Annotated in this window: 19 protein-coding genes; 4 read left to right on the plus strand and 15 right to left on the minus strand. The window is 62.5% G+C overall.

The genetic code is table 11. From position 1 onward, the window contains the following. Position 1: 1 nt before the first annotated feature. Entirely contained in the window at positions 2 to 1120 is a 1119-nt protein-coding gene (locus NQ490_RS04025) for an N-acetyl sugar amidotransferase (RefSeq protein ID WP_040917817.1), read from the minus strand. A gap of 212 nt (positions 1121 to 1332) precedes the next feature. Between NQ490_RS04025 and NQ490_RS04030 the strand changes: the two genes are divergently transcribed. Further along, positions 1333 to 2439 (plus strand): DUF362 domain-containing protein, encoded by a 1107-nt coding sequence (locus NQ490_RS04030; protein ID WP_007047571.1) that lies wholly within the window; start codon positions 1333 to 1335, stop codon positions 2437 to 2439. Between the two features lie 65 nt (positions 2440 to 2504). On the opposite strand, the gene NQ490_RS04035 is transcribed toward NQ490_RS04030, so the two are convergent. Together NQ490_RS04035 and gap are read right to left on the minus strand one after the other, a co-directional pair. Continuing rightward, positions 2505 to 3272, minus strand: a complete 768-nt coding sequence (locus NQ490_RS04035; protein WP_007047572.1) for a sialate O-acetylesterase — start codon at positions 3270 to 3272, stop codon at positions 2505 to 2507. Between the two features lie 168 nt (positions 3273 to 3440). Next, on the minus strand, positions 3441 to 4469 hold the full coding sequence (gene gap, locus NQ490_RS04040; protein WP_007047573.1) for a type I glyceraldehyde-3-phosphate dehydrogenase: 1029 nt from the start codon (positions 4467 to 4469) through the stop codon (positions 3441 to 3443). 225 nt (positions 4470 to 4694) lie between these two features. Here gap and NQ490_RS04045 point away from each other — a divergent pair, with 225 nt between their 5' ends. Further along, positions 4695 to 5294: a hypothetical protein gene (locus NQ490_RS04045; RefSeq protein ID WP_007047574.1), complete on the plus strand. Its 600-nt coding sequence runs from the start codon at positions 4695 to 4697 to the stop codon at positions 5292 to 5294. A gap of 32 nt (positions 5295 to 5326) precedes the next feature. Here NQ490_RS04045 and NQ490_RS04050 read toward each other — a convergent pair whose 3' ends face one another. Continuing rightward, positions 5327 to 6157, minus strand: a complete 831-nt coding sequence (locus tag NQ490_RS04050) for a hypothetical protein (RefSeq protein ID WP_007047575.1) — start codon at positions 6155 to 6157, stop codon at positions 5327 to 5329. A 130-nt stretch (positions 6158 to 6287) separates the two neighbouring features. On the opposite strand from NQ490_RS04050, the gene NQ490_RS04055 reads away from it, so the two are divergent. Next, on the plus strand, positions 6288 to 7283 hold the full coding sequence (locus NQ490_RS04055) for a SpoIID/LytB domain-containing protein (RefSeq protein WP_007047576.1): 996 nt from the start codon (positions 6288 to 6290) through the stop codon (positions 7281 to 7283). A gap of 33 nt (positions 7284 to 7316) precedes the next feature. Here NQ490_RS04055 and NQ490_RS04060 read toward each other — a convergent pair whose 3' ends face one another. Together NQ490_RS04060 and NQ490_RS04065 are read right to left on the minus strand one after the other, a co-directional pair. Then, on the minus strand, positions 7317 to 9194 hold the full coding sequence (locus tag NQ490_RS04060) for a PTS fructose transporter subunit IIABC (protein ID WP_007047577.1): 1878 nt from the start codon (positions 9192 to 9194) through the stop codon (positions 7317 to 7319). 78 nt (positions 9195 to 9272) lie between these two features. Then, positions 9273 to 10385, minus strand: a complete 1113-nt coding sequence (locus NQ490_RS04065; protein ID WP_007047578.1) for an ABC transporter ATP-binding protein — start codon at positions 10383 to 10385, stop codon at positions 9273 to 9275. Positions 10386 to 10497: 112 nt separating this feature from the next. Here NQ490_RS04065 and NQ490_RS04070 point away from each other — a divergent pair, with 112 nt between their 5' ends. Beyond that, a complete protein-coding gene (locus NQ490_RS04070) occupies positions 10498 to 11280 on the plus strand; it encodes a helix-turn-helix domain-containing protein (RefSeq protein WP_007047579.1) in 783 nt (260 codons plus the stop codon). Positions 11281 to 11336: 56 nt separating this feature from the next. Here NQ490_RS04070 and galE read toward each other — a convergent pair whose 3' ends face one another. The 9 genes from galE to NQ490_RS04115 form a co-directional block, all read right to left on the minus strand. Further along, positions 11337 to 12362 (minus strand): UDP-glucose 4-epimerase GalE, encoded by a 1026-nt coding sequence (gene galE, locus NQ490_RS04075; protein ID WP_040917819.1) that lies wholly within the window; start codon positions 12360 to 12362, stop codon positions 11337 to 11339. 71 nt (positions 12363 to 12433) lie between these two features. Continuing rightward, the gene (locus NQ490_RS04080; protein WP_007047581.1) at positions 12434 to 13369 is read right to left on the minus strand and encodes a helix-turn-helix domain-containing protein; all 936 of its coding nucleotides are present in this window, start codon (positions 13367 to 13369) and stop codon (positions 12434 to 12436) included. A gap of 13 nt (positions 13370 to 13382) precedes the next feature. After that, complete coding sequence (locus NQ490_RS04085) at positions 13383 to 14375, minus strand: hypothetical protein (RefSeq protein WP_007047582.1); 993 nt, start codon at positions 14373 to 14375, stop codon at positions 13383 to 13385. Positions 14376 to 14393: 18 nt separating this feature from the next. Then, positions 14394 to 16697, minus strand: coding sequence for an ATP-dependent Clp protease ATP-binding subunit (locus NQ490_RS04090; RefSeq protein ID WP_040917820.1), 2304 nt, complete (start codon positions 16695 to 16697; stop codon positions 14394 to 14396). A gap of 114 nt (positions 16698 to 16811) precedes the next feature. After that, the gene (locus NQ490_RS04095) at positions 16812 to 17474 is read right to left on the minus strand and encodes a CvpA family protein (RefSeq protein WP_040917821.1); all 663 of its coding nucleotides are present in this window, start codon (positions 17472 to 17474) and stop codon (positions 16812 to 16814) included. Positions 17475 to 17496: 22 nt separating this feature from the next. Next, positions 17497 to 18840: a DUF5711 family protein gene (locus NQ490_RS04100; RefSeq protein WP_007047585.1), complete on the minus strand. Its 1344-nt coding sequence runs from the start codon at positions 18838 to 18840 to the stop codon at positions 17497 to 17499. Positions 18841 to 18870: 30 nt separating this feature from the next. Continuing rightward, positions 18871 to 19620, minus strand: coding sequence for a tRNA pseudouridine(38-40) synthase TruA (gene truA, locus NQ490_RS04105; protein ID WP_007047586.1), 750 nt, complete (start codon positions 19618 to 19620; stop codon positions 18871 to 18873). Then, a complete protein-coding gene (locus NQ490_RS04110) occupies positions 19617 to 20438 on the minus strand; it encodes an energy-coupling factor transporter transmembrane component T family protein (protein WP_007047587.1) in 822 nt (273 codons plus the stop codon). The genes truA and NQ490_RS04110 overlap by 4 nt, the downstream gene beginning before the upstream one ends. Further along, positions 20439 to 21314 (minus strand): energy-coupling factor transporter ATPase, encoded by an 876-nt coding sequence (locus NQ490_RS04115; RefSeq protein WP_040917822.1) that lies wholly within the window; start codon positions 21312 to 21314, stop codon positions 20439 to 20441. Positions 21315 to 21345: the final 31 nt, after the last annotated feature.

Consider the following 21345-nt stretch of genomic DNA (forward strand, 5'->3'; position numbering starts at 1 on the left):
TTTACTTCTGCTCCCAGATGGGATCTTTCAGGACCCACTCGCCGCACTCGTTCTTTTCGAACAGGTCGCGGTTGTAGAACTTGTCCATAATGGCCCAGAACTCGCTCTCGGTGTAGCCGCAGAACTCACAGAAATCCCGCACACAGAGGGGATCCAGCTTGCCGTCCCGCTCCTTGATGATGGGAATGGCTTCCTCACGGGTCATCATGCCGTAGCGGATATAGCGGGCGGTGTAGTCGGTGGCAGCCGCATGGCCGAACTTGGGATACTTCAGCCAGGAATGCACCAGGTAGGCGCGGGAATCGATCTGGTCGAAGTTTTCGGCGTGATGGGTGCGGTCCCACTCATGAGTCAGATCGTGGAAACCGTGGGCCTTGGCGATCTGGTAGTTCTTGTAGCTGTTCCAGGGTACAAAGTAGCTCATATAGAAGGGATCCAGCTTGGCACGCTCCTCGGCACTGGGAGCTAGGGTCAGGCTCAGGTCATTCTCGGTGACGCCGTCGCCCACCAGCTCCTCCATGGGGAAGCCCACGGCCACGCCGTTCTCGATCTGGTCCATGGCAGAGTAGGTTTCCTTGTCGGCATTGCCGCCGTACTCAAAGCTGACGTTCTCGCCGTAGCAGAGCATAGGGGTGTTGAACTTGGCCGCCATGTGCAGCGGGAAGGTGTAGATCAGGCGGTCCACATACCAGGTGGGCTTGCCGTACTTTTCAAAGAACTTGCGCATGAGGATCTTCTGCGCCTTGATGTTGGGTTTGCAGGAGATGATCGTGCAGCCGAACTCCTCGCTGATGTTCTTCAGGTTGTGGATACCCGCCTGGGTCATGGGGAAGTTGTCCTCCACGCTGAAGAGGATGGGGTTCATATGCATGACTTCCTTGAGCATCCAGACCTGGAAGTGGCTGTCCTTGCCGCCGGACACCGCCACGGCACAGTCATAGCCGCCGGGGCCGTTCATGCCGCGGTATTTGTTGCAGTAAGCCTCGAACTCCTTGAAACGGGCGTCCCAGTCCACATTCTTGCGGTTTTCGTAGTGGCGGCAGGCGCTGCACACCCCCTCGGCGTCAAAGGTAATGCCGGGACGGGTGTCGGGCATCGTACATTTTTTGCAGTAACGCATAGTTGTTCTCCTTTATCGTGCAGTCCGCCGCCGGGCGGCGGGTACAAGGGCCGGACGGCCTGAATTCTCCTTGTATTGTACCCCATTTGCCGCAGCGGCGCAAGGGCACCGGCGTAAAATCTGTATTTTGCCCGGTGGAGCGCTATTGCATTTTCGGCCCGTGTATTTTACAATAAAAAAGAGCAAGACGACATCAAACAGGAGGCGTATCCATGTCTGCATCGAAAGTTTATTTCACCGACCTGCGCACTTCGTTCAATGAAAACCTGCCCCAGAAGCTGGAACGGCTCATCAAGACCGCCGGCATCGGCCAGATTGATTTCACCAACAAGTACGTCGCCATCAAGATCCATTTCGGCGAGCCCGGCAACCTGGCCTATCTGCGGCCCAACTACGCCGCCGTGGTGGTCAAGGTGATCAAGGAACTGGGCGGCAAGCCTTTCCTCACCGACTGCAACACCCTGTATGTGGGCGGCCGCAAGAACGCCCTGGACCATCTGGACACCGCGTATGTGAACGGTTTTTCCCCCTTCTCCACCGGCTGCCACGTCATCATTGCCGATGGCCTGAAAGGCACCGATGAGGAGCTCGTCCCCGTGGAGGGTGGCACCTACGTGAAGGAGGCCAAGATTGGCCGTGCCATCATGGACGCCGATGTGTTCATCACGCTGTCCCACTTCAAGGGCCATGAATCTACCGGTTTCGGCGGGGCGCTGAAAAACATCGGCATGGGCTGCGGTTCCCGCGCCGGCAAGATGGAGATGCACAGCGCCGGCAAACCTTACGTGAAGCAGGAACTCTGCGTGGGCTGCGGCCGCTGCGTCAAGATCTGCGCCCACGATGCCCCCCACATCGTGGACCGCAAGTCCAGCATCGACCAGAACAAGTGCGTGGGCTGCGGCCGCTGCATCGGCGTCTGCCCCACCGACGCCGTCCGCGCCGCCGAGGACGAGAGCAACGACATTCTGAACTGCAAGATTGCCGAATACAGCAAGGCTGTTGTCAGCGGCCGTCCCCAGTTCCACATCAGCCTGGTCATCGATGTGTCCCCCTACTGCGACTGCCATGCCGAAAACGATGTGCCCATCGTCCCCGATGTGGGCATGTTCGCCAGCTTCGACCCGGTGGCCCTGGACCAGGCCTGTGTGGATGCTGTCAATCAGCAGCCGGTCATGCCGGGCAGCCATCTGGCCGAGATGCCTCAGGAGCACCACGACCACTTCACCGACTCCAGCCCCGCCACCAACTGGAAGAGCTGCCTGGAACACGCGGAGAAGATCGGCGTGGGCACCCGCGAGTATGAACTGATCAAGATCTGAGTTTTTCCTCCATAAAAAAGCTCCTGTGTACCGGAAGTATTCCGGATACACAGGAGTTTTTTCTTTCACAGGCTTTGGCTATAGGCGGCTGCCGCCTGTCCGGCGGCGGTGCCCACCTCGTTGTAGGCCTGCTGGTAATAGTGGTAGGAATCTTTCATCAGACCGCGGGCGCGCATCGACCAGAAGCCGTCGCTGACCAGCACCACCCCGGGGCAGGTCCGGGCCAGGTCCAGCTGGGCCTGATGGATGGCGGTATAGTCATAGCCTTTGACGCCGTTGTACTGACCGATGGCGATGAGGAAGCATGTCTCGATGCCGTGCGCCTGCATTCCGGCCAGCATGCTGCGGAATTCCGTTGCATAGTGTTCCGGCGTCGTACCATGATCGCCGTCGGTCTCCCCCTGGCACCAGAGGACAAACCGGTGCCGTATGGCAAGATCGTGGTCCGCCGCATATTGCTGTGCCCGGTCCCACCGCCGCAAAGCGTCACTGAGCAAATCCTGTTTTCCCTGCCACAGTTCCATGCCGGAACCGCCCCGGCTGGCGGAGACTCCCAGCACCGGTATCCCCGTTTCCGTGTAATAGGCATTGACGAAGGCCGTCACGAGAGAGCCGGTCTTTCTGCCCGGCTCGTCGATGCCGCCAGGTTCATTTTCCGCCGCACCGAACGGTTCCGCAATGGGGTACAGGTGCATAGGGTCGGACACTGCCCGGTATTCCATCCCGGCTCCCGGCACCAGCTTCGGGGCCGGTTGCGGCCACTGCGGGCTGGTGGTGCCCCGCCCCGCCATATTGGACTGACCGGCAAACAAAAAGAGATCATACTGCTGCATAGCGGTATCCACCGTTCCTTTGCTGTTTCCTGTAGGGCCGGAAGATCCCGGCAGCCCTATTATATCACCTGACGGCCGGACTGCAACGCCGGGCAAGTCCTGTCCACAAAAAAGCGCCGCCGCGCTCCGTGAGGAGTGCGGCGGCACCTTTATGCGGGAAGATTTGGATTACAGCTCAGCGAAGTACTTAATGGTGCGGACCATCTGGCTGGTGTAGCTGTTCTCGTTGTCGTACCAGGACACGACCTGAACCTGATAGGTGTCGTCGTCGATCTTGGTGACCATGGTCTGGGTGGCGTCGAACAGGCTGCCGTAACGCATGCCGATGACGTCAGAAGAGACGATCTGATCCTCGTTGTAGCCGAAGCTCTCGGAGGCAGCAGCCTTCATAGCGGCGTTGATGGACTCCTTGGTGACGTCCTTGCCCTTGACAACGGCAACCAGGATGGTGGTAGAACCGGTGGGAACGGGCACACGCTGGGCAGAGCCGATCAGCTTGCCGTTCAGCTCGGGGATGACCAGGCCGATGGCCTTGGCAGCGCCGGTGGAGTTGGGAACGATGTTCTGAGCACCAGCACGAGCGCGGCGCAGGTCGCCCTTACGCTGCGGGCCGTCCAGGATCATCTGGTCGCCGGTGTAAGCATGAACGGTGGTCATGATGCCGGAAACGATGGGGTAGGTCTTGTTCAGAGTGTCGGCCATCGGAGCCAGGCAGTTGGTGGTGCAGGAAGCAGCGGAGATGACCTGATCTTCCTTGGTCAGGGTCTTCTCGTTGACGGAGTAGACGATGGTCTTCAGGTCATTGCCGGCAGGAGCGGAGATAACGACCTTCTTGGCGCCAGCAGCGATGTGAGCCATGCTCTTCTCCTTGCTGGTGTAGAAGCCGGTGCACTCCAGAACGACATCGATGCCCAGCTCGCCCCAGGGGCAATCCTTGGCGTCCTTGATGGCGTAGATGGTGATCTTCTTGCCGTCGACGATGATGCAGTCATCGCCAGCCTCGACGGTGTGCTTGTTCTCGCCGATCTTGCCCAGGAAAGAGCCCTGAGCGGTGTCGTACTTCAGCAGGTGAGCCAGCATAGCGGGGCTGGTCAGGTCGTTGATGGCGACGACTTCGTAGCCTTCCGCCTCAAACATCTGACGGAAAGCCAGACGGCCGATACGGCCAAAACCATTGATAGCAACTTTAACAGCCATAGTAAAATCCTCCCAAGATTTTATTGTATAACCTTGCGAGCGGAATCCCGCTCTGTGGTATGCTACTATTGTACCCTATTCTTACACAATCTGCAAGAGGGTTGTTATTCTTTTAACGCAAATTTTTCAAAAAAAATGAAATTTCCCCGGGCGTGGAAGCATTTTCCACCGCGGTTGCGGCGTAAACTGCGCAGACTAGGCTGTGACCAAGAAGGAGGTGATGCCATGCTGCCCGAGAATCCGGCCCGCGCCGCGCTGGCCGAGGAAGCCGCCCGGGGCGTATCGGTGCAGCCGCAGCTGCGGCTGCTGTACACCGCCGAGGCCCTGGCCGCCCCGGCTCCGGCCCAGGCGCTGGATCTGAACGAGGAACTGGAGACGCTCTGTGCCGCCCTGCGGGAGGGTGTGCTCTGCCGCGCAGGGTGGCTGTATTATGCACCGGCATCCGGCCCGGTGCCGGTGGCACTGCCCCGTGCTCTGCTGCAGGCAGCTCTGCTGTGCTGGGTAGAAGGAACGCTGACCGCCCCCGAGCGGCGTGCCGTGCTGCATCTGGAAATGACTGCCGGAGCCGCCGTACTGGTGCTGCGGGGCGGAACCGGCCGCAGTCTGCCCGCCGACGCCCGGGCCCTGCTGCTGCGCACCGCCGCCGTCTGCGGCGGTGCCGTGGTGCAAAGCGGCGGCAACGGCCCCTTCACCGCGGCGCTGCGGCTGCCTTTGCGGGCCGCACTGCCGCTGCGAACCCCGCCGGAACCGGCGGAACTGCTTCTGGACCGTTACAGTCCCCTGCAGATTTTTCTGCCGGGTTTCTGTGCAGGGCCAAACGAATGACCGGGGCCGCAAGGCCCCGGTCTTGTTTCTTGTTATTCTTCTTCAGCCGCATCCGGACCGCAGGCCGCCCAGGCGCACACCAGTCCGCAGAGCCCCAGCAGGCCGATGCCCAGCCCCGTCAGAAGGTCGGGCAAAATCAGCATCCCGCGGAAAGCCTCAAACAGCGTCTGGACCAGTTCCAGACAGGTGCAGAGCAGGAAGCAGCCGCTGCCCGCCGCGAACAGGGTATGCCCGCAGGGCAGGCCCGGCACCAGGAACACCTTGAGCAGTACCACGGCGAAAAGCAGGGCCGCCACAGCGCTGAGCACCCGCAGGGTGCAGGGCATCCGCTGCAGGGAGGCCGGCACGAACTGGAACCGCCAGACCAGCCGCCACAACAGGCACAACGGCAGAACCACCCCGGCCAGCGCATGCCCCAGGTGTCCCCGCCGCAGGCCGAAGCCCAGACAGGCCCGTACACCGTAGACAACCAGCCACACACCACCCAACAGCGGCGTCACCACGTCAGCCCAGGCAGCAGGCAGCGGATAGACCGTGAAGAGATAGGGATTCTGGGTCACGACCCAGGCACTGGGGAAGGTCACCAGGCCGCTGGCCGCCAGCAGTACCCCGGCAAACACCATACAGATACCCAGCGGCAGATTGGTATCACTGAGGGCCGCCGGCTGCGGTGCGGCCCGACGGGCGGGCAGATAGGGCAGCAGCAGGGCGGCCAGCCAGACAGCATAACGCCACCAGACCGACCCGCTGCGGGCAAAGCCGGTGGAGGCGTCAGCCCACAGCAGCAGGTCCGCGCCGTGCACCACGGCCAGAGCCAGCCCCAAAAGCAGCAGCAGAATGCCGTGCGGTCGTTTTTGTTTCATACAGGTTTCCTCATTCCGGGATTGGTATACTGCGCCGGGCCGGCCGCATACCCATAGGACAGGCCCGCGCAGAGTCTGAGAGTATTGTACCGCCGCGCCGGGCAAATTGCAAGCGTGAGGGAATCGAGCCTTGAAAAAGACATTGCTGTACGCCGTATTGCTGGGGGTGCTGGCCGCTCTGGCCCCCTTTTCCGTTTTGCTGCTGCCGTCCGGATCATCGACCTCTCAGGTCCCGCAGGCCACCCCCGCCCCTACAGCGGAGATCCCGGCACTGACGCCCCCTCCCCTGGCCGAGACCCCCGTGACCGATGCCGACGCCGGGGCGGACTTAGCCTTATACGACGCCGCCGTCGGGCAGACGATCACGGTGCCGGTGGAGGAATTTCTCATCGGGGCCGCCGCCTGCGAACTGCCGCCGGACTGGCCCGACGACGCCATCCAGGCCCAGATGGTGGCCAGCCACAGCTATGCCCTCTCACTGGGAGAGGAACCCATGCAGGTAAACAGCGCCCTGTGCGCCGGCTGGACCGACGCCGATGTCCTGCGGGCGCGCTGGGGCGACGCCTATGAGGAAAACCAGGCCCGGTTCGCTGCCCTGGCCGAAGAAGTCTGCGGGGCACTGCTCTGCTACGACGGCGCCCCGGCAGCGGCCTGCTACCACAGCATCAGCGCCGGCAAAACCGAAGCCAGCCAGAACGTCTGGCTGACGGCCCTGCCCTATCTCCAGGGGGTGGATTCCCCCTGGGACAAGACGGTGTCCGACTACGAAGTTTCCATCACCTACAGTACCGAACAGATGGCCACCCTGCTGCAGGGCCTGGGCCTGACCCCCGGTGACGATCCGGCCGCCTGGTTCGGAGAGACGCAATGGGACGACGCCGGGTATGTGGACACCATGGAAGTCTGCGGCGAGACGTTCCGGGGCACCACGCTGCGCAGCGCCCTGGCGCTGCGGTCGGCCTGCTTTACGGTAGCTTATGAGGGTGATGCCTTTACGGTGACTACCCGCGGCTACGGTCACGGCGTGGGACTGAGCCAGTACGGTGCCAAGGCCATGGCCGAGGGCGGCGCTGACTGGCGGGAGATCCTGACCTACTACTTTCCCGGCTGCGAAGTGGCGGAATAAAAAACAAGCCTCCGTAAAGGAGGCTTGTGGATTTTATCCGCGCAGCGGTTTTTTCAGCAGGGCCAGCAGAACCGCCCCCAGCAGGGAGCCCGCCGCCAGAGCCAGCAGAAAGCCCGGCGGGTTGCGGATGACGGCGATGAGGAAGATGCCGCCGTGGGGGGCGGGACAGCCGCAGTTCTGCAGCACGCTCAGGAATCCCGCCAGGCCGCTGCCGATGATGCAGGCAGGCCCCACCCGCAGAGGATCCCGCAGCGCAAAGGAGAGAGCGCCTTCCGTCACAAAGGAGGCTCCCATCAGCAGGTTCTGAGGGGCCGTGCGGCGCTCAGCGGGGGTGAACCGGTTGGGGAAAAGCAGGCAGGACAGTCCCACCGCCAGAGGCGGTACCATCCCCCCCACCATGACGGCGGCCATGATATCGTACTGGTTGCTGACCAACGCCAGCGTACCGGTGAGGTAGGCTGCCTTGTTGATGGGGCCGCCGTAATCGGTGGCCATCAGAGCCCCCAGGAGAGCTCCCAGAGCCAGCCGGCTGCCCCCCTGCATGGTGTCCAGCAGATCACAAAGCCAGAGATTGAAATGCCCCAGGGGCGGGTTGACGATAAGCACCATCAGCGCACCAACGCCCAGCAGACTCAGAACCGGCGTCAGCAGCCCGGTGCGTACCTGTTCCAGTTCGGAGGGCAGCTTCCGGCCGATCCAGTTGAGCAGCCGGATCAGCAGTCCCGCCGCAAAGCCCGCCACCAGAGCCCCCCAGAATCCGCTGGAAACCCAGTTTTCCTCGGGGCCGATGGTGGTGCCCAGCTGGGCCAGGTAGCCGCCCATCAGGCCCGGCATGAAAGCCGGCATATCGCTGATGCTGTAAGCGATGAAAGCTGCCAGCACCGGATAGATCAGCACAAAAGCCGCCCGGCCCACAGTGTCCATCATATCGGTCACCGGGCTGGGAGCTCCCAGCTGGGCGAAGAGCAGTGCCAGGGCGATGAGCACACCGCCCGCCACCACAAAGGGCAGCATATGGGAGATACCGCTCATCAGGTGGCGGTAAGCTTCCCGGCACTGTTCTCTCCAGTCATTGGCACGGAAACCGTCGCCGCCGCGGTAGACCGGCACATTGCTCTCCGCCGCGCGGTCCAGCACCGCGCCGGGATTCCGGATGGCCTCCCGCGCCGAGACCGATACCATCCGTTTGCCCACAAACCGCGCTGTGGAGACCGCACGGTCGGCGGCCACGATGATACAGTCTGCCCCGGCGATGTCATCGGGGGTCAGAGGGTTGCTGACCCCCGCCGCGCCGTCCGTTTCCACCTTCAGCCGCACGCCCCGGTCCTGGGCGGCTTTCTGGAGTGCCTCGGCGGCCAGATAGGTATGGGCCAGCCCTGTAGGGCAGGCGGTCACCGCCACAAAGCGCCAGGCTTCCGGTTTTGTGTGCTTTTTATGCTTCGCTTTCGGCTCGTCGGCCGCCTCCTGCTCGGCGATCAGGTCGCAGAACGCCTGGGGCGATTCTGCTCCGATGAGCCGCTCACACAGGTCCTTGTCCAGCATCAGGGTGGCCAGTTCCGCCAGCACCTGCACATGCAGATCGTTGGCATCTGCCGGAGCGGCGATGAGGAACATCATCCGCAGCGGTTCCCCGTCCGGCGTGTCACAGGCCAGCGGAGGGTCCAGCGTCAGTGCCGCCAGGCCCGGCTCCCGCACCGCCGCACTCTTGGCGTGGGGAATGGCCAGACCGCCGCCCACGCAGGTGCCGCCCAGCGCTTCCCGCGCCTGCACATCCGCCGCAAATGCCTGCGTATCGGTCAGATTCCCGCCGGCAGCCATCAGCTCCACGAGAATCTGCAGCGCCGCCTGCAGGGAATCGGCCTGCCGGTTCAGCGCGACGCTGCCGGGCTGCAGATGATCCGTTATGTGCATGGGGGAATCCCTCCTGTGTCTTGTGTAAAAAAGGCGGCCCCGCCGCAGCGGAGCCGCCTTGTAAAATCCGACCGGAAATCAGTTGAGCAGCGTCTTCTCGGTCTCGGGATCGAACAGATGGATCTTGTTGGTATCCATAGCAACCACAACCTTGTCGCCGCGGCGGGACTTGGAGGTGGGCGCCACACGAGCCATCAGGTTCTGGCCCTTGTAGGTCAGGTAGAGGTAGATCTCGGCGCCCATCAGCTCGGAGACTTCCACTTCGGTGTCCAGATGGCTGTTGGGATGCTTGGCCAGGAATTCCTCATCGTCCTTGATGTCCTCGGGACGGATGCCGACCTTCAGCGTCTTGCCGACGTAGGCGTCCAGCTTGCCGTCCGCAGTCTTCTCGGTGGGCAGCGGGATGATGGTGCCGGCCAGGTCGATGGTGTACTGGTTGCCGTTCTTGTCCAGCTTGCCGTCCAGGAAGTTCATCTGGGGGCTGCCGATGAAGCCGGCAACGAAGATGTTGCAGGGATAATCGTACAGGTTCTGCGGGGTATCCACCTGCTGGATCAGGCCGTCCTTCATGACGACGATGCGGTCGCCCATCGTCATGGCCTCGGTCTGGTCATGGGTAACATAGATGAAGGTGGTGGCCAGCTTCTTGTGCAGCTTGATGATCTCGGTGCGCATGCTGGTACGGAGCTTGGCGTCCAGGTTGGACAGAGGCTCGTCGAGCAGGAAGACCGCCGGGTTACGGACCATGGCGCGGCCCAGGGCAACACGCTGGCGCTGACCACCGGACAGGGCCTTCGGCTTACGGTCGAGCAGGTGCTCGATCTCCAGGATCTTGGCGGCTTCACGGACGCGCTTGTCGATCTCGTCCTTGGGCATCTTGCGCAGCTCCAGGCCGAACGCCATGTTCTTGTACACGGTCATGTGCGGGTACAGAGCGTAGTTCTGGAACACCATCGCGATGTCACGGTCTTTCGGCGGGACGTCGTTGATCAGGCGGTCGCCGATGTACATCTCACCGCCGGAGATCTCCTCCAGGCCGGCGATCATACGCAGGGTGGTGGACTTACCGCAGCCGGAAGGACCGACGAAGACGATAAATTCCTTATCAGCGATCTCAAGGCTGAAATCGGGAACGGCAACAACGTTACCGGGGTAAACCTTTTTCACGTGACGGCAGCTGATAGAAGCCATGACAAAACCCTCCAATTGGTATTTGTGCCCCCGTGGCGGGGGCTGATTTACTTGACACGACTATAATAACAGGTTAAAATGAGTTTGGAAATAGCATTTTATTGATATTGGAGTGTCGAAATTGATATTTGAGCCGGAAATTTACTGCGCCTGTTCCAAAACCGCAGAACTGGACGGCACCGCCCCACTGAAACTGGACGGTGCCGGGCTGTGGGTGGGGGTTCTTTCCCGGGGGGACTGTCTGCTGGAGGGCTGCGAGCAGCCCGGGCAGAGCGGCGATGTGCTGCTGGGGACCTCTCCCCTGACGCTGACGCCCCGCAGCGACTGCCATCTGGTGGCGGTGCGGCTGACCGGCTACTGTGCTGACGCCTATCTGCTGCGGCTGGGTGCAGCCCGCTGGGCGGACGGTGCCTCCTGCCCGGGTGCCGCCGAACTGGTGGCACAGCTCCTGGGCAGCAGCACACCGGCCATGGCCTACGCCCTGCTGTGTGCGGTGGGCAAGGCTGACGAGACCGCCCGACCGCTGCCCGCCCTGGTGGCGGAGGCGGTGGAGGCCATCCGTCAGAATTACATGGCCCTGTACGGGGTGGAGGAACTGAGCGAGCAGCTGGGGGTGACCAAAAGCCACCTGGTCCGCGCCTTCAAGCAGGCGCTGGGAGTCCCCCCGGGCAAATATCTGACCTCCATGCGCATCGAGGCGGTCAAGACGCTGCTGCTCAGCGACGAGTACAATCTGGAGATGATCGCCGGGCTTACCGGTTTTTCCGGCGCCAACTATCTGTGCCGGGTCTTCAAGCGGGAGGTAGGGGTCTCCCCTGCGGCCTGGCGTGCCGCCGCGGCGCCGCCCCCCGCCGTGCCCAAGCTGCCGCCCCGCAGCGAGGAAATGTTCGTCTGATACAGCAAAACAGGCGCAGCCTTACGGCTGCGCCTGTTTTTATCTTATACGGGGAATTACTGCTGAGTCTTGTAGCCGTCGGGGTTGTGGCTCTGCCAGTTCCAGCTGTGAGCGCACATCTCCTCGATGCCATACTGGGCTTCCCAGCCCAGTTCCTTCTTGGCCTTGCTGGGATCGCACCAGCACTCGGCGATGTCGCCGGGACGGCGCGGGTCGATGACGTAGGGGATCTCCTTGCCGCAGGCCTTGCTGAAAGCATGGATCACATCCAGCACGCTGTAGCCGTGGCCGGTGCCCAGGTTGCAGATGAAGAGGCCGGGCTTTTCTTCCAGCTTCTTGATGGCTGCCACATGGCCGCGGGCCAGATCCACCACGTGGATGTAGTCACGCACGCCGGTTCCGTCGGGGGTGGGGTAATCGTTGCCGAAGACATGGACCTTCTCCAGCTTGCCCACGGCCACCTTGGCGATGTAGGGCACCAGGTTGTTGGGAATGCCGTTGGGATCCTCGCCGATGAGGCCGGAGGGATGGGCACCAATGGGGTTGAAGTAGCGCAGCAGGGCCACGTTCAGCTCGGGATCGGCGTGGCAGCAATCGGTGAGGATGCGCTCGGTGAAGACCTTGGTGGTACCGTAGGGGTTGGTGGTGCCGCCCACAGGGAAGTCCTCCCGGATGGGCACGCTGGCGGGGTCACCGTAGACGGTGGCCGAGGAGGAGAAGATAATGTTATGGCAGTTGTGGCGGCGCATAACATCCAGGATGTTCAGCGTGCAGGCCAGGTTGTTGGAATAGTACTCGATGGGCTTGGAGACGCTCTCGCCCACCGCCTTGTAGGCTGCGAACTGGATCACGCAGTCGATGTCGGGGTTGTCCGCAAAGATCTTTTCCACAGTCTCTTTGTCGGTCATATCCGCCTCGACGAAACGGAAGTCTTTACCGGAGATCTTTTTCACGCGGGCCAGTGCCTCGGGGCAGGAATTGTAGAAGTTGTCCGCGACGACGATGTCGTAACCCGCGGCCAGAAGTTCCACGCAGGTGTGGCTGCCGATATAGCCGGCGCCACCGCTAACCAAAATTGCCATACCAATCGTCTCCTTTATGTTTTCTTGTTGCTTTTTCACGGGCGGCGAGCACCCGTTCCTTACTTCCTATTCTACTTTTTCGGGTCAGTTTCGGGAATAGACGTTTTCGGTGCCTCTTTGTCTTTTTGTTGCCTGTTTTGACGCCGCGCCGGCAGGCCCTGCTGCATGCGCCGGTAGGCGCTGGGGGTGTTGCCGGTGGCCGCATGGAACTTCTGGCTGAAGTAGGCGCCCGAACAGTAGCCCAGCTGGGCCGCCACCTCGCCGGGGGTGGCCCCCCGGGCCAGCAGCTGCGCCGCGTATTCCAGCCGCATGGCGGCAAATTCCTCCATGGCGGTATGACGCAGCCGGGCACGGAAAGCCTGCTGCAGCTGGGTGCGGGTGCACCCCACCGCCGTGCAGACCTCCTCCACCTTCACTTCGTGGGTCAGGTTCTGGGCAAAGTAGGCCCGGGCCGCCTCCACCAGCGCCGCCTGGCGGCGCTCTCGCCGTACACGCAGGGTGGGTTTGCGGGGCCGCTTGCACCGCCGTGCCAGCAAAATGAGCAGATTCTCCAGATGGATGGCCAGCTGCTGCCGCGCCCCGAAGGGTACTTCCTCCTTGGGCACAGGCTGCACGCCGGGTTCCGCCGGCGGATCGTACAGTTCGGCCACTTCCTTCATGAGCCAGTTCAGGTCATGCTGTTCCGCCGGCTCCGCATGGAACACCATGCCCCGGAACCGGTCCATGGCCGCACCGGAGCAGTAGAAATCCATCCGCAGCACCTCGGGCGGGATCTCCCCCATGCTGCGCATGGCAAAGATCTCCTCGGGCTGATGCAGCAGAATGCCTCCCGCCCGCAGCACCACCCGTTTGTCGTTGCAGCGTTCCTCCACCGTGCCGGTGCGCACATAGACCAGCTGCCATCCCTGGGTGGGGGTTGCCGCAATCCTGTCCTCGACGCGGCGCTCACCGGCCGATGCCGTCGTCACCGCCTCGATCCGGAGGGGAAAATCCTCTTGGAACGCCATAGTGCCTCCTTGCTCAGACGGTCACCACGCCGCTGTCCGGCCCGAGATCCTGGGGACCGCTGTCTCCGTAATGGAAGATCCCCGGGTCCACCTGCTCCAGCTGCGGGAATCGCGCAAGCTCGGGACAGGTATCGGTCAGGCCGATGCAGTAGGCCGTCAGCGGACTGATGACCTTGTCAATGGATGTATACAGGTTGCTGCCGTCCTCGGCATAGGTGCTGAGCATGATGTCGTCGGGATAGGTCTGTTCCACATAGGCGGTCAGCTCTCCATCCACATAGGGATCGCTGCTGCCCTCATAGAGATCCGGTGCACCGAACAGATGGAGGATCTCGTGGGCGTAGGTCGCCGGGGATTCCGGCTCGGCCTGCGCCGCATAGGGATCGTAGCGGTAGAGGCAGCAATACTCATAATAGAAATTGGTGCCGTCCTCGGCGTAGTGGGCCATGGTGAAGGAGGTCCCCGACACCGGCAGGAACAGCAGGAGGCCTACCCGGGCAGTGCCGTACCGCGCCTCCAGTTCCGCCGTGTCCAGCGTGGCGCACAGGGCGTCCATCTCATCCAGGAAGTCGTTGCTCTCCTGGGAGTCCACGCCCCCGCGCAGCCGGGCATGCAGCGAATAGGTGTAGCACAGCGGGCTGGTGTCGGTGCCGTCATCGTAATAGATTTCGGTTTCGACACCGTAGCCGGCAGCCTGCCGGGTCAGCCAGTCCACCGCCATAGCCACGCTCTGCTGGGAGGCTGCCCGGGCCTCCCGGGTCCAGATGCTGCCGGTGGCGGCATCGTTGAGATAGACGCTAACCAGCACGGTGGGGTCTTCCAGCAGACGCACACTGCCGTACAGTTGATCCTCCTGCCCGACGGGTGAGGGCTCCTGGGTCGGTTCCGGCGTGGGAGCCGGATCCTCCACCGAGGGCATATCCGGTACCACCTGCCGGCTGGGCCGGGGCATGCAGCCGCAGAGCAGCAGGAGGGCCAGCAGCAGGACCGCAAGGCGTTTTTTCATACTCTATCCTTGTGTGTTTTACAGTTTGAGCACGGGTTTGCCGTCCTCGGCCACCAGCTGCACCGTGGCGGGCGCGGTGCCAAGGCAGCCTTCCACCAGCGCTTCGGCGACGGGATCCTCCACCGCCTTGCGGATGGTGCGGCGCAGTTCGCGGGCACCATACTTGGTGGAACTCTGGGCCACGATGGCTGCCAGCGCGGGCTGGTCGTAGGTCAGCGTGATGCCGTGGTTGGTCAGGCCGGGCTTGTATTCGTCCAGCATGAGGGCGGCGATCTTCTCCAGATTTTCCTGGCTCAGGGGATGGAAGGTGATGATCTCATCCACGCGGCCGATAAACTCGGGGCGCAGGAACTCCTGCAGGGCCTTCAGGCTCTTGTCGGCACTGGCCACCTCCAGCTTCTTGCCGAAGCCGGTGGCGCCGCTCTGGTCGGTGGAGCCCGCATTGGAGGTCATGCAGATGACGGTGTTGGAGAAATCCACCGTGCGGCCCTGGGCGTCGTTGATCTTGCCTTCGTCCAGGATCTGCAGCAGGATGTTCATCACATCGGGATGAGCCTTCTCGATCTCGTCAAAGAGCACCACACTGTAAGGATGGCGGCGCACTTTCTCGGTGAGCTGACCGGCCTCGTCGTAGCCCACGTAGCCCGGGGGCGAACCGATGAGACGGGAGACCGCGTATTTTTCCATATACTCGCTCATGTCGATGGAGATCAGCGGATCCACCGTGTCGAAGAGCTGATTGGCCAGCTGTTTGACCAGTTCGGTCTTGCCCACACCGGTGGGGCCCACAAAGATGAAGCTGGCCGGACGATGACGGCCGGACAGATCGGCACGGGCCCGCTTGATGGCACCCGCCACCGCATGGACGGCCTCATCCTGGCCGATGATGTGGGCCTTGAGGGCTTCCTCCAGACCCTGCAGACGGCCGTATTCCGTCTCCTGGATCTTGACGGCCGGAATGCCGGTCCAGAGTTCCACCACCTGGGCCACATCGTCCATGGTCACCTGGATCTCGGCCACACGCAGCTGGAGCGCGGGCAGCTTTTCCCGCTGCTGGGCCAGCTCCGTCTTAACCGCCGCCAGGGCTTCGTAGTCGATGGCTGCATCCTGGCCGTTCTCCGGTTCGGGATTTTCCAGATCATGCTCCTGATTTTCCAGTTCCGCCACCTTGCGCTGGGTCGCGATCAGCTCGGTGATCTCGGGATGACGCAGGTTGCAGCAGGCGCAGGATTCATCCAGCAGGTCGATGGCCTTGTCGGGCAGGAAGCGGTCGGTAATATAGCGTTCCGACAGCTTGACGATCTGAGTGACGATGGGATCGGGGACCCGGACACAGTGGTGTTTCTCGTAGTAGACACGGATGCCCTTGAGCACCTCGATGGTGTCCTGGATGGAGGGTTCCTCCACCTTGACGGGCTGGAAGCGCCGTTCCAGGGCGGAGTCCTTCTCAATATATTTGCGGTATTCCGCAAACGTCGTGGCGCCGATGACCTGCATCTGTCCGCGGGAGAGGGCCGGTTTCATGATGTTGGCGGCGTTCATGGCGCCGTCCGAGTCACCGGCCCCCACAATGGAATGGATCTCGTCGATGAACAGGATGATGTTGCCGGCCGCCTTCACCTCGCTGATGAGTCCCTTGACCCGCTGCTCGAACTGGCCGCGGAACTGGGTGCCGGCGATGAGGGCCGTCATGTCCAGCAGGTAGATCTCCTTGTCCTGCAGCCGCGCCGGGACCTTGCCTTCCGCGATGCGCTGGGCGATGCCTTCGGCGATGGCCGTCTTGCCCACGCCCGCCTCACCGATGAGGCAGGGGTTGTTCTTCTGGCGGCGGCAGAGGATCTGGATGGTGCGGTAGATCTCCCGGTCGCGGCCGATGATCCGGTCGGTCTTGCCGTCCCGGGCCTTCTGGGTCAGGTTCTCGCAGTAGGTGTCCAGGAACTTGCGGCGGGGCGTTTTGTCCTTTTTGCCGTTCTTGCCGCCCTTGCCCTGGTCCCCGTTCTGGCGCTGGGCGCCGAACCCGAAGGGGAAGACCGGCGAACCGCCGGGCACAAAATCGTCCTGGGCGCCTTCTTCGGGGGCGTCCTCCCCGGTGGGGGTCAGCGCGCCGGACTCGGCGGCTTCCTGCAGGAAGGAACTCATCCGTTCCTCCATATTTTCCAGATCCTGGTCGGACATACCAAATTGTTTCATCAGATCATCCACCGGCTGGATATGCATGGCCCGGGCGCAGGTCAGGCAGTAGCCTTCCTGCACCGGTTTGCCGTTTTCCATCCGCTGGACAAAGACCACAGCGGGACGCTTTTTGCAGCGTACACAAAGCATAGGTTTCACCTCTCTATAAGAAAAAGCATTCGCTTGTAAATTCCGATGGTTCTATTATCGGGCGAACCTACGGTTTTTGCAAGCGATGGCTGGGATTGTTTAGAATTTTTTCATTTAATAATGTGTCAGAAACGGATTGAAGGCGCCGAAAATGCTGTACCCCACGCTCTGGTCCAGAATGTGCAGCGTGAAGAATTCCACCGAGCCGGCGGTCACACTGGCCAGGAACCACAAAAGCAGCGCCAGCAGCCAGCAGTCCAGTGCACCGGTGGCAAGGCCCAGCACAAGGCCCAGCAGCCGGTTGAGGCCGCCCACCAGCGGTATGGCGTTGACACCACGGAACAGCCCCACCAGCAGCCGGAAGATCCACCGCACCGCCATGCAGAGCACCACAAAAAGCAGCACCTGCACGAAGGGCAGCAGGATGGGTTCCAGCGCCGTGGTGATCTGACCGGGCAGGGTATCCCCCGCCCCCTGGACCAGCTGGGCCAGGGTGGTACGCACCGTTTCCGGCAGGAAATCCAGTCCCTGGACGGCGGCTGCCAGATCCCCGCCCGACTGGGCCACGGCGGTCTCCACCTTTTCCGAGACCGAACCGCTGAGGAACTGGTCATAGATGGGTCCCGCCAGGGTGCGGCTGGCCCACACCGCCACCCCGACGCCCACCACGGCGCCGATGAGCTCGGTCAGGCCGGCCAGAAAGCCCTTGCGCCAGCTGGCCACCGCCGCAAAGGCGAACACAACCAAAAAAATCAGATCATAGATCCATGCTATCATACAATACAGAGTCCTTTCCCTATCATTCATCGGGCGGCGTCAGCACGTCCGCCTGGCTGCCGGAGAAGACCAGCAGCTTGTCGGCTTCCAGCACCGCCACCGGATGAGCTGCCAGATCGTCCTGCAGCCAGTTCTGCACACCGTCGTAGCTGTAGCATTCCACGGCGTTGGGGCAGAGCAGATAGACGTCGGTGTCGGTGGCCGTCACGCCGTAGGCCTGGCGGGCGGGGATCTCGGCCAGGACGGTCAGATCCTCGTCAAAGGTCACCAGGCTGTTGCCGCCGCGGATGTTCAGCAGCAGCGCTGTCTGCCGGGTGCCGGGTGCGGCACTCTGCAGTGTGGCACCGCCGAAGTCATAGCGCGCGGTCTCGGTGGCCGTGCGCGGGTCCAGCACCGCAATGTAGGTGTCGAACACAGCTACCACACGGTTATCGGTCTGCCAGTCCAGGCGCAGCAGCATGCTTCCCTGGCTTGCCTGGTAGACCGGTCCCTCCTCGGTGTCTGCGGTATCCATGAAGTAGACATTGCAGCTGAGCTGCCCGTCCCGCGCCGCCAGCGTACCAGCCGCAAAGCGGCGGTTGTCCGGAGCAAAATCCAGCGCGATGGGCGTGCCCTCGCTCTGGGTCATCTGCCAGCTGTAGGTGGGATTGAAGGATGGATCGAAGATCTGCAGCTGGGCGGTATAGCGTCCCGATTCGGTAACCACCGCCAGCGTATTGTTGTTGGACATGGCACACAGCAGGATGCCTTCGTCGAAGGTGCGGGTAAAGAGGCTGCGGGTCCGGCTGGACACCTGCAATTCGTTGCCGGCGCGGTTGTAAACCACGAACCGGGTACCTCCCACCGCCAGCACCGGGCGGGCGTAGGAGGGCTGGAATTCATACACCTGGCTGCCGTAGGCGGAATAGACCACCACGTCCTCGCTGCCCAGCTCCACGAATCCGCCGGCCAGTTCTTCGATCTGCAGCGGTTCGGTGATACCGGTGTTCACCGGCCAGCTGCCGCTGCCCCGGTTGAGGTAGAGTGTCAGGCTGTCCACACCGTCGGCCAGCAGGGCAATGGAGGCCGACATGGCCCCCGTAAAGATGGCGATGAACAGCGCAATGATGAGCACCACCACCCCCAGCGCGATGGTGCGGCGGCGCTGCCGCTGTTTGAACAGCGGCGTCAGGGATTTGAGGTTGGTGGTCTGGGTTTTGTCGGGCGTCGGGGGCGTTGCGGAAGGTTCACCGCGCCGTACCGGCTGCGGTGTGCGCAGCCCGATGTCTCCGCTGGTACCGGGGATGGGTTTGGTGGAGGTATGCCCCTGTTCCCGCGCCAGCATCCGCTGCCGGCGTTCCTGGCGTTCCTTTTCGGCTTTGTTCACGAGGGGCTTCCCTCCTTTCCGGGTAGTGCGTTACAGGTCCGGGTAGGCCACATCTTCGAGAAACAGCCCCTTGGCAGGCAGCGTCGGGCCGGCCTGGCGGCGGTCCCGGCTCTGCAGCAGGGCGGGGATGGAATCCGGCGTGCGCTTGTGCAGCCCGGCTTCCACCAGCGTTCCCGCCAGGATACGGACCATATTGTACAGGTAACCGTCGGCAGTGACGGTAATGACAAAACGGTCACCGCAGCGGGACACCGTGCACCGGGAGATGGTACGCACGGTATCACCGTGGGCAGCGACCGAAGAACCCGACGCACACAGCGCCAGGAAGTCATGGGTACCGACGAACTGCGCGGCCGCCGCCTGCATGGCGGCAAGGTCCAGCGGCTGGGCTACCCGGTGACAGGTGTCCAGCGTAAAGGGGTCGTCGATACGTGCATTGAGGATGTGGTAGCAGTAGGTTTTTTCGTGGGCGGCGTAGCGGGCGTGGAAACCCTCCGGCACCGCCTGCACCGCCAGGGCACGGATGTCCGGCGGCAGATGGGCGTTGAGCGCCGGCACGATCTTTTCTGCCGGAACTCTGCCAGTATAGCAGAAACTGAGCGCGAAACGCCGCGCATGAACGCCTGCATCGGTGCGGGAGCAGCCTTTTACGTCGGGGCGGCTGCCCAGGACCGCCTGCATGGCGTCCTGCAGCACGGCGCAGACGGTGGGGGCGTTGGGCTGCACCTGAAATCCCGCATAGTTTGTCCCCTTATAGGTGATCCACAAAAGATACGTCATCCTACCAGCCCCGGCACAAAAAAGCGTGTGGAAACGATGACCGCCAGCGCAACGGCCAGCACCACGGCGCAGCGGGCGTCGGCGGCGGTGAACCGCAGCTGCTTGAGGCGGGTACGGCCCTCACCGCCGTGGTAGCAGCGGCATTCCATGGCCATGGCCAGCTCGTCGGCCCGACGGAAGGCCGAGATGAACAGCGGAATAAGGATGGGCACCAGCGCCTTGATGCGCTGGGTGAACTTGCCGGTGTCCAGCATGGCGCCGCGGGCCTTCTGGGCGTTCATGATCTTCTCGGTCTCCTCGATAAGGGTGGGGATGAACCGCAGGGCAATGGTCATCATCATGGCCAGCTCATGCACCGGGAAGTGCACCTTTTCCAGCGGCCGGAGCAGATTTTCGATGGCATCCGTCAGGACGATGGGGCTGGTGGTGTAGGTCAGCAGGCTGGTGCCCGCAATGAGGGCGCAGACCCGCACCGCCAGCAGGATGGCATAGCGCACACCCTCGGCGTAGATTTTGAAGACCCAGAAATGCATCAGCGGTTCCCCCTGCCCCGTGACGAAGAAGAGGTTGAGCACCGCCGTGAAGATGACGATGGGCACGATGGGTTTGAGGCTGCGCAGGATCAGTTTGCCGGGGATCCGGGCTACCCGGTAGAGCACGGCCAGCAGCAGCAGGGACAGGGCAATGCCCAGGGGATTGGCCGCCACGAAGAGCACCACGATATAGGCGATGGTGGCGATGAGTTTGAGCCGCGGGTCACATTGATGGATGACCGAACGTCCGGGATAGTATTGCCCGATGGTAATGTCTTTGAGCATTTACTCCACCCCCTTGTTCTGTCTGGCGGCCAGGGCTTTCTGGATGGTCTTGACTGCATAGGGAATGGTGTAGACGTCGGTGGGGATATCCAGGCCCATCTTGCGCAGTTTGAGGAAGATCTGGGTCACCTGGGGCACCGAAAGCCCCAGATCCAGCAGTTCCTGGGCACGGGCAAAGACCTTTTCCACCGTGTCGTACATGGCGATGCCCGCCTTGTGCAGTACCAGCACCCGGTTGGCGTATTTGGCGATATCCTCCATGGAGTGGCTGACCAGCAGCACGGTGATACCGGTTTTTTCGTGGTAGGCCTTGATCTGGCCGAGAATGGTGTCCCGGCCTTCGGGGTCGAGGCCCGCGGCGGGTTCATCCAGCACCAGCACCCGGGGCTGCATGGCCATGACGCCGGCAATGGCTACCCGGCGCTTCTGGCCGCCGGACAGCTCGAAGGGGCTTTTTTCCAGCAGTTCGTCGCTGAGACCCACAAAAGCCGCCGCTTCCTTGACGCGGCGCTGGATCTCGGCTTCGTCCAGACCCATATTCCGCGGACCGTAGGCGATGTCCTTGGCGCAGGTCTCCTCGAAAAGCTGGTACTCGGGGTACTGCATGACCAGGCCCACCAGGAACCGGAAGGAGCGCAGGTCCGCGCCGGGAGCCCACAGGTCCTTGCCGTCCACCAGCACCCGGCCCGACGTGGGACGGTTGATGCCGTTGAAATGGCTGATGAGGGTGGACTTGCCGCTGCCGGTAGAGCCGATGATGCCCACGAAGTCCCCTTCCTCCACCGAGAAGGATACGTCGTCCAGCGCGGTGGTGGCATCCGGCATGCCGGGGTTGTATACATATTTCAGATGTTCAACACGAATGATCTCTGACACAGTTGATTCCTTTCCCGCGGAATACCGCCCG

This window comes from Subdoligranulum variabile (genome assembly GCF_025152575.1).
Taxonomy (GTDB): Bacteria; Bacillota; Clostridia; order Oscillospirales; family Ruminococcaceae; genus Gemmiger; species Gemmiger variabilis.

Bases quoted from the DNA above. Each gene is read 5' to 3' on its own strand.
- NQ490_RS04025 (WP_040917817.1), bottom strand. From the start codon at position 1,120: ATGCGTTACTGCAAAAAATGTACGATGCCCGACACCCGTCCCGGCATT.
- NQ490_RS04030 (WP_007047571.1), top strand. From the start codon at position 1,333: ATGTCTGCATCGAAAGTTTATTTCACCGACCTGCGCACTTCGTTCAAT.
- NQ490_RS04035 (WP_007047572.1), bottom strand. From the start codon at position 3,272: ATGCAGCAGTATGATCTCTTTTTGTTTGCCGGTCAGTCCAATATGGCG.
- gap (WP_007047573.1), bottom strand. From the start codon at position 4,469: ATGGCTGTTAAAGTTGCTATCAATGGTTTTGGCCGTATCGGCCGTCTG.
- NQ490_RS04045 (WP_007047574.1), top strand. From the start codon at position 4,695: ATGCTGCCCGAGAATCCGGCCCGCGCCGCGCTGGCCGAGGAAGCCGCC.
- NQ490_RS04050 (WP_007047575.1), bottom strand. From the start codon at position 6,157: ATGAAACAAAAACGACCGCACGGCATTCTGCTGCTGCTTTTGGGGCTG.
- NQ490_RS04060 (WP_007047577.1), bottom strand. From the start codon at position 9,194: ATGCACATAACGGATCATCTGCAGCCCGGCAGCGTCGCGCTGAACCGG.
- NQ490_RS04065 (WP_007047578.1), bottom strand. From the start codon at position 10,385: ATGGCTTCTATCAGCTGCCGTCACGTGAAAAAGGTTTACCCCGGTAAC.
- galE (WP_040917819.1), bottom strand. From the start codon at position 12,362: ATGGCAATTTTGGTTAGCGGTGGCGCCGGCTATATCGGCAGCCACACC.
- NQ490_RS04080 (WP_007047581.1), bottom strand. From the start codon at position 13,369: ATGGCGTTCCAAGAGGATTTTCCCCTCCGGATCGAGGCGGTGACGACG.
- NQ490_RS04085 (WP_007047582.1), bottom strand. From the start codon at position 14,375: ATGAAAAAACGCCTTGCGGTCCTGCTGCTGGCCCTCCTGCTGCTCTGC.
- NQ490_RS04090 (WP_040917820.1), bottom strand. From the start codon at position 16,697: ATGCTTTGTGTACGCTGCAAAAAGCGTCCCGCTGTGGTCTTTGTCCAG.
- NQ490_RS04095 (WP_040917821.1), bottom strand. From the start codon at position 17,474: ATGATAGCATGGATCTATGATCTGATTTTTTTGGTTGTGTTCGCCTTT.
- truA (WP_007047586.1), bottom strand. From the start codon at position 19,620: ATGACGTATCTTTTGTGGATCACCTATAAGGGGACAAACTATGCGGGA.
- NQ490_RS04110 (WP_007047587.1), bottom strand. From the start codon at position 20,438: ATGCTCAAAGACATTACCATCGGGCAATACTATCCCGGACGTTCGGTC.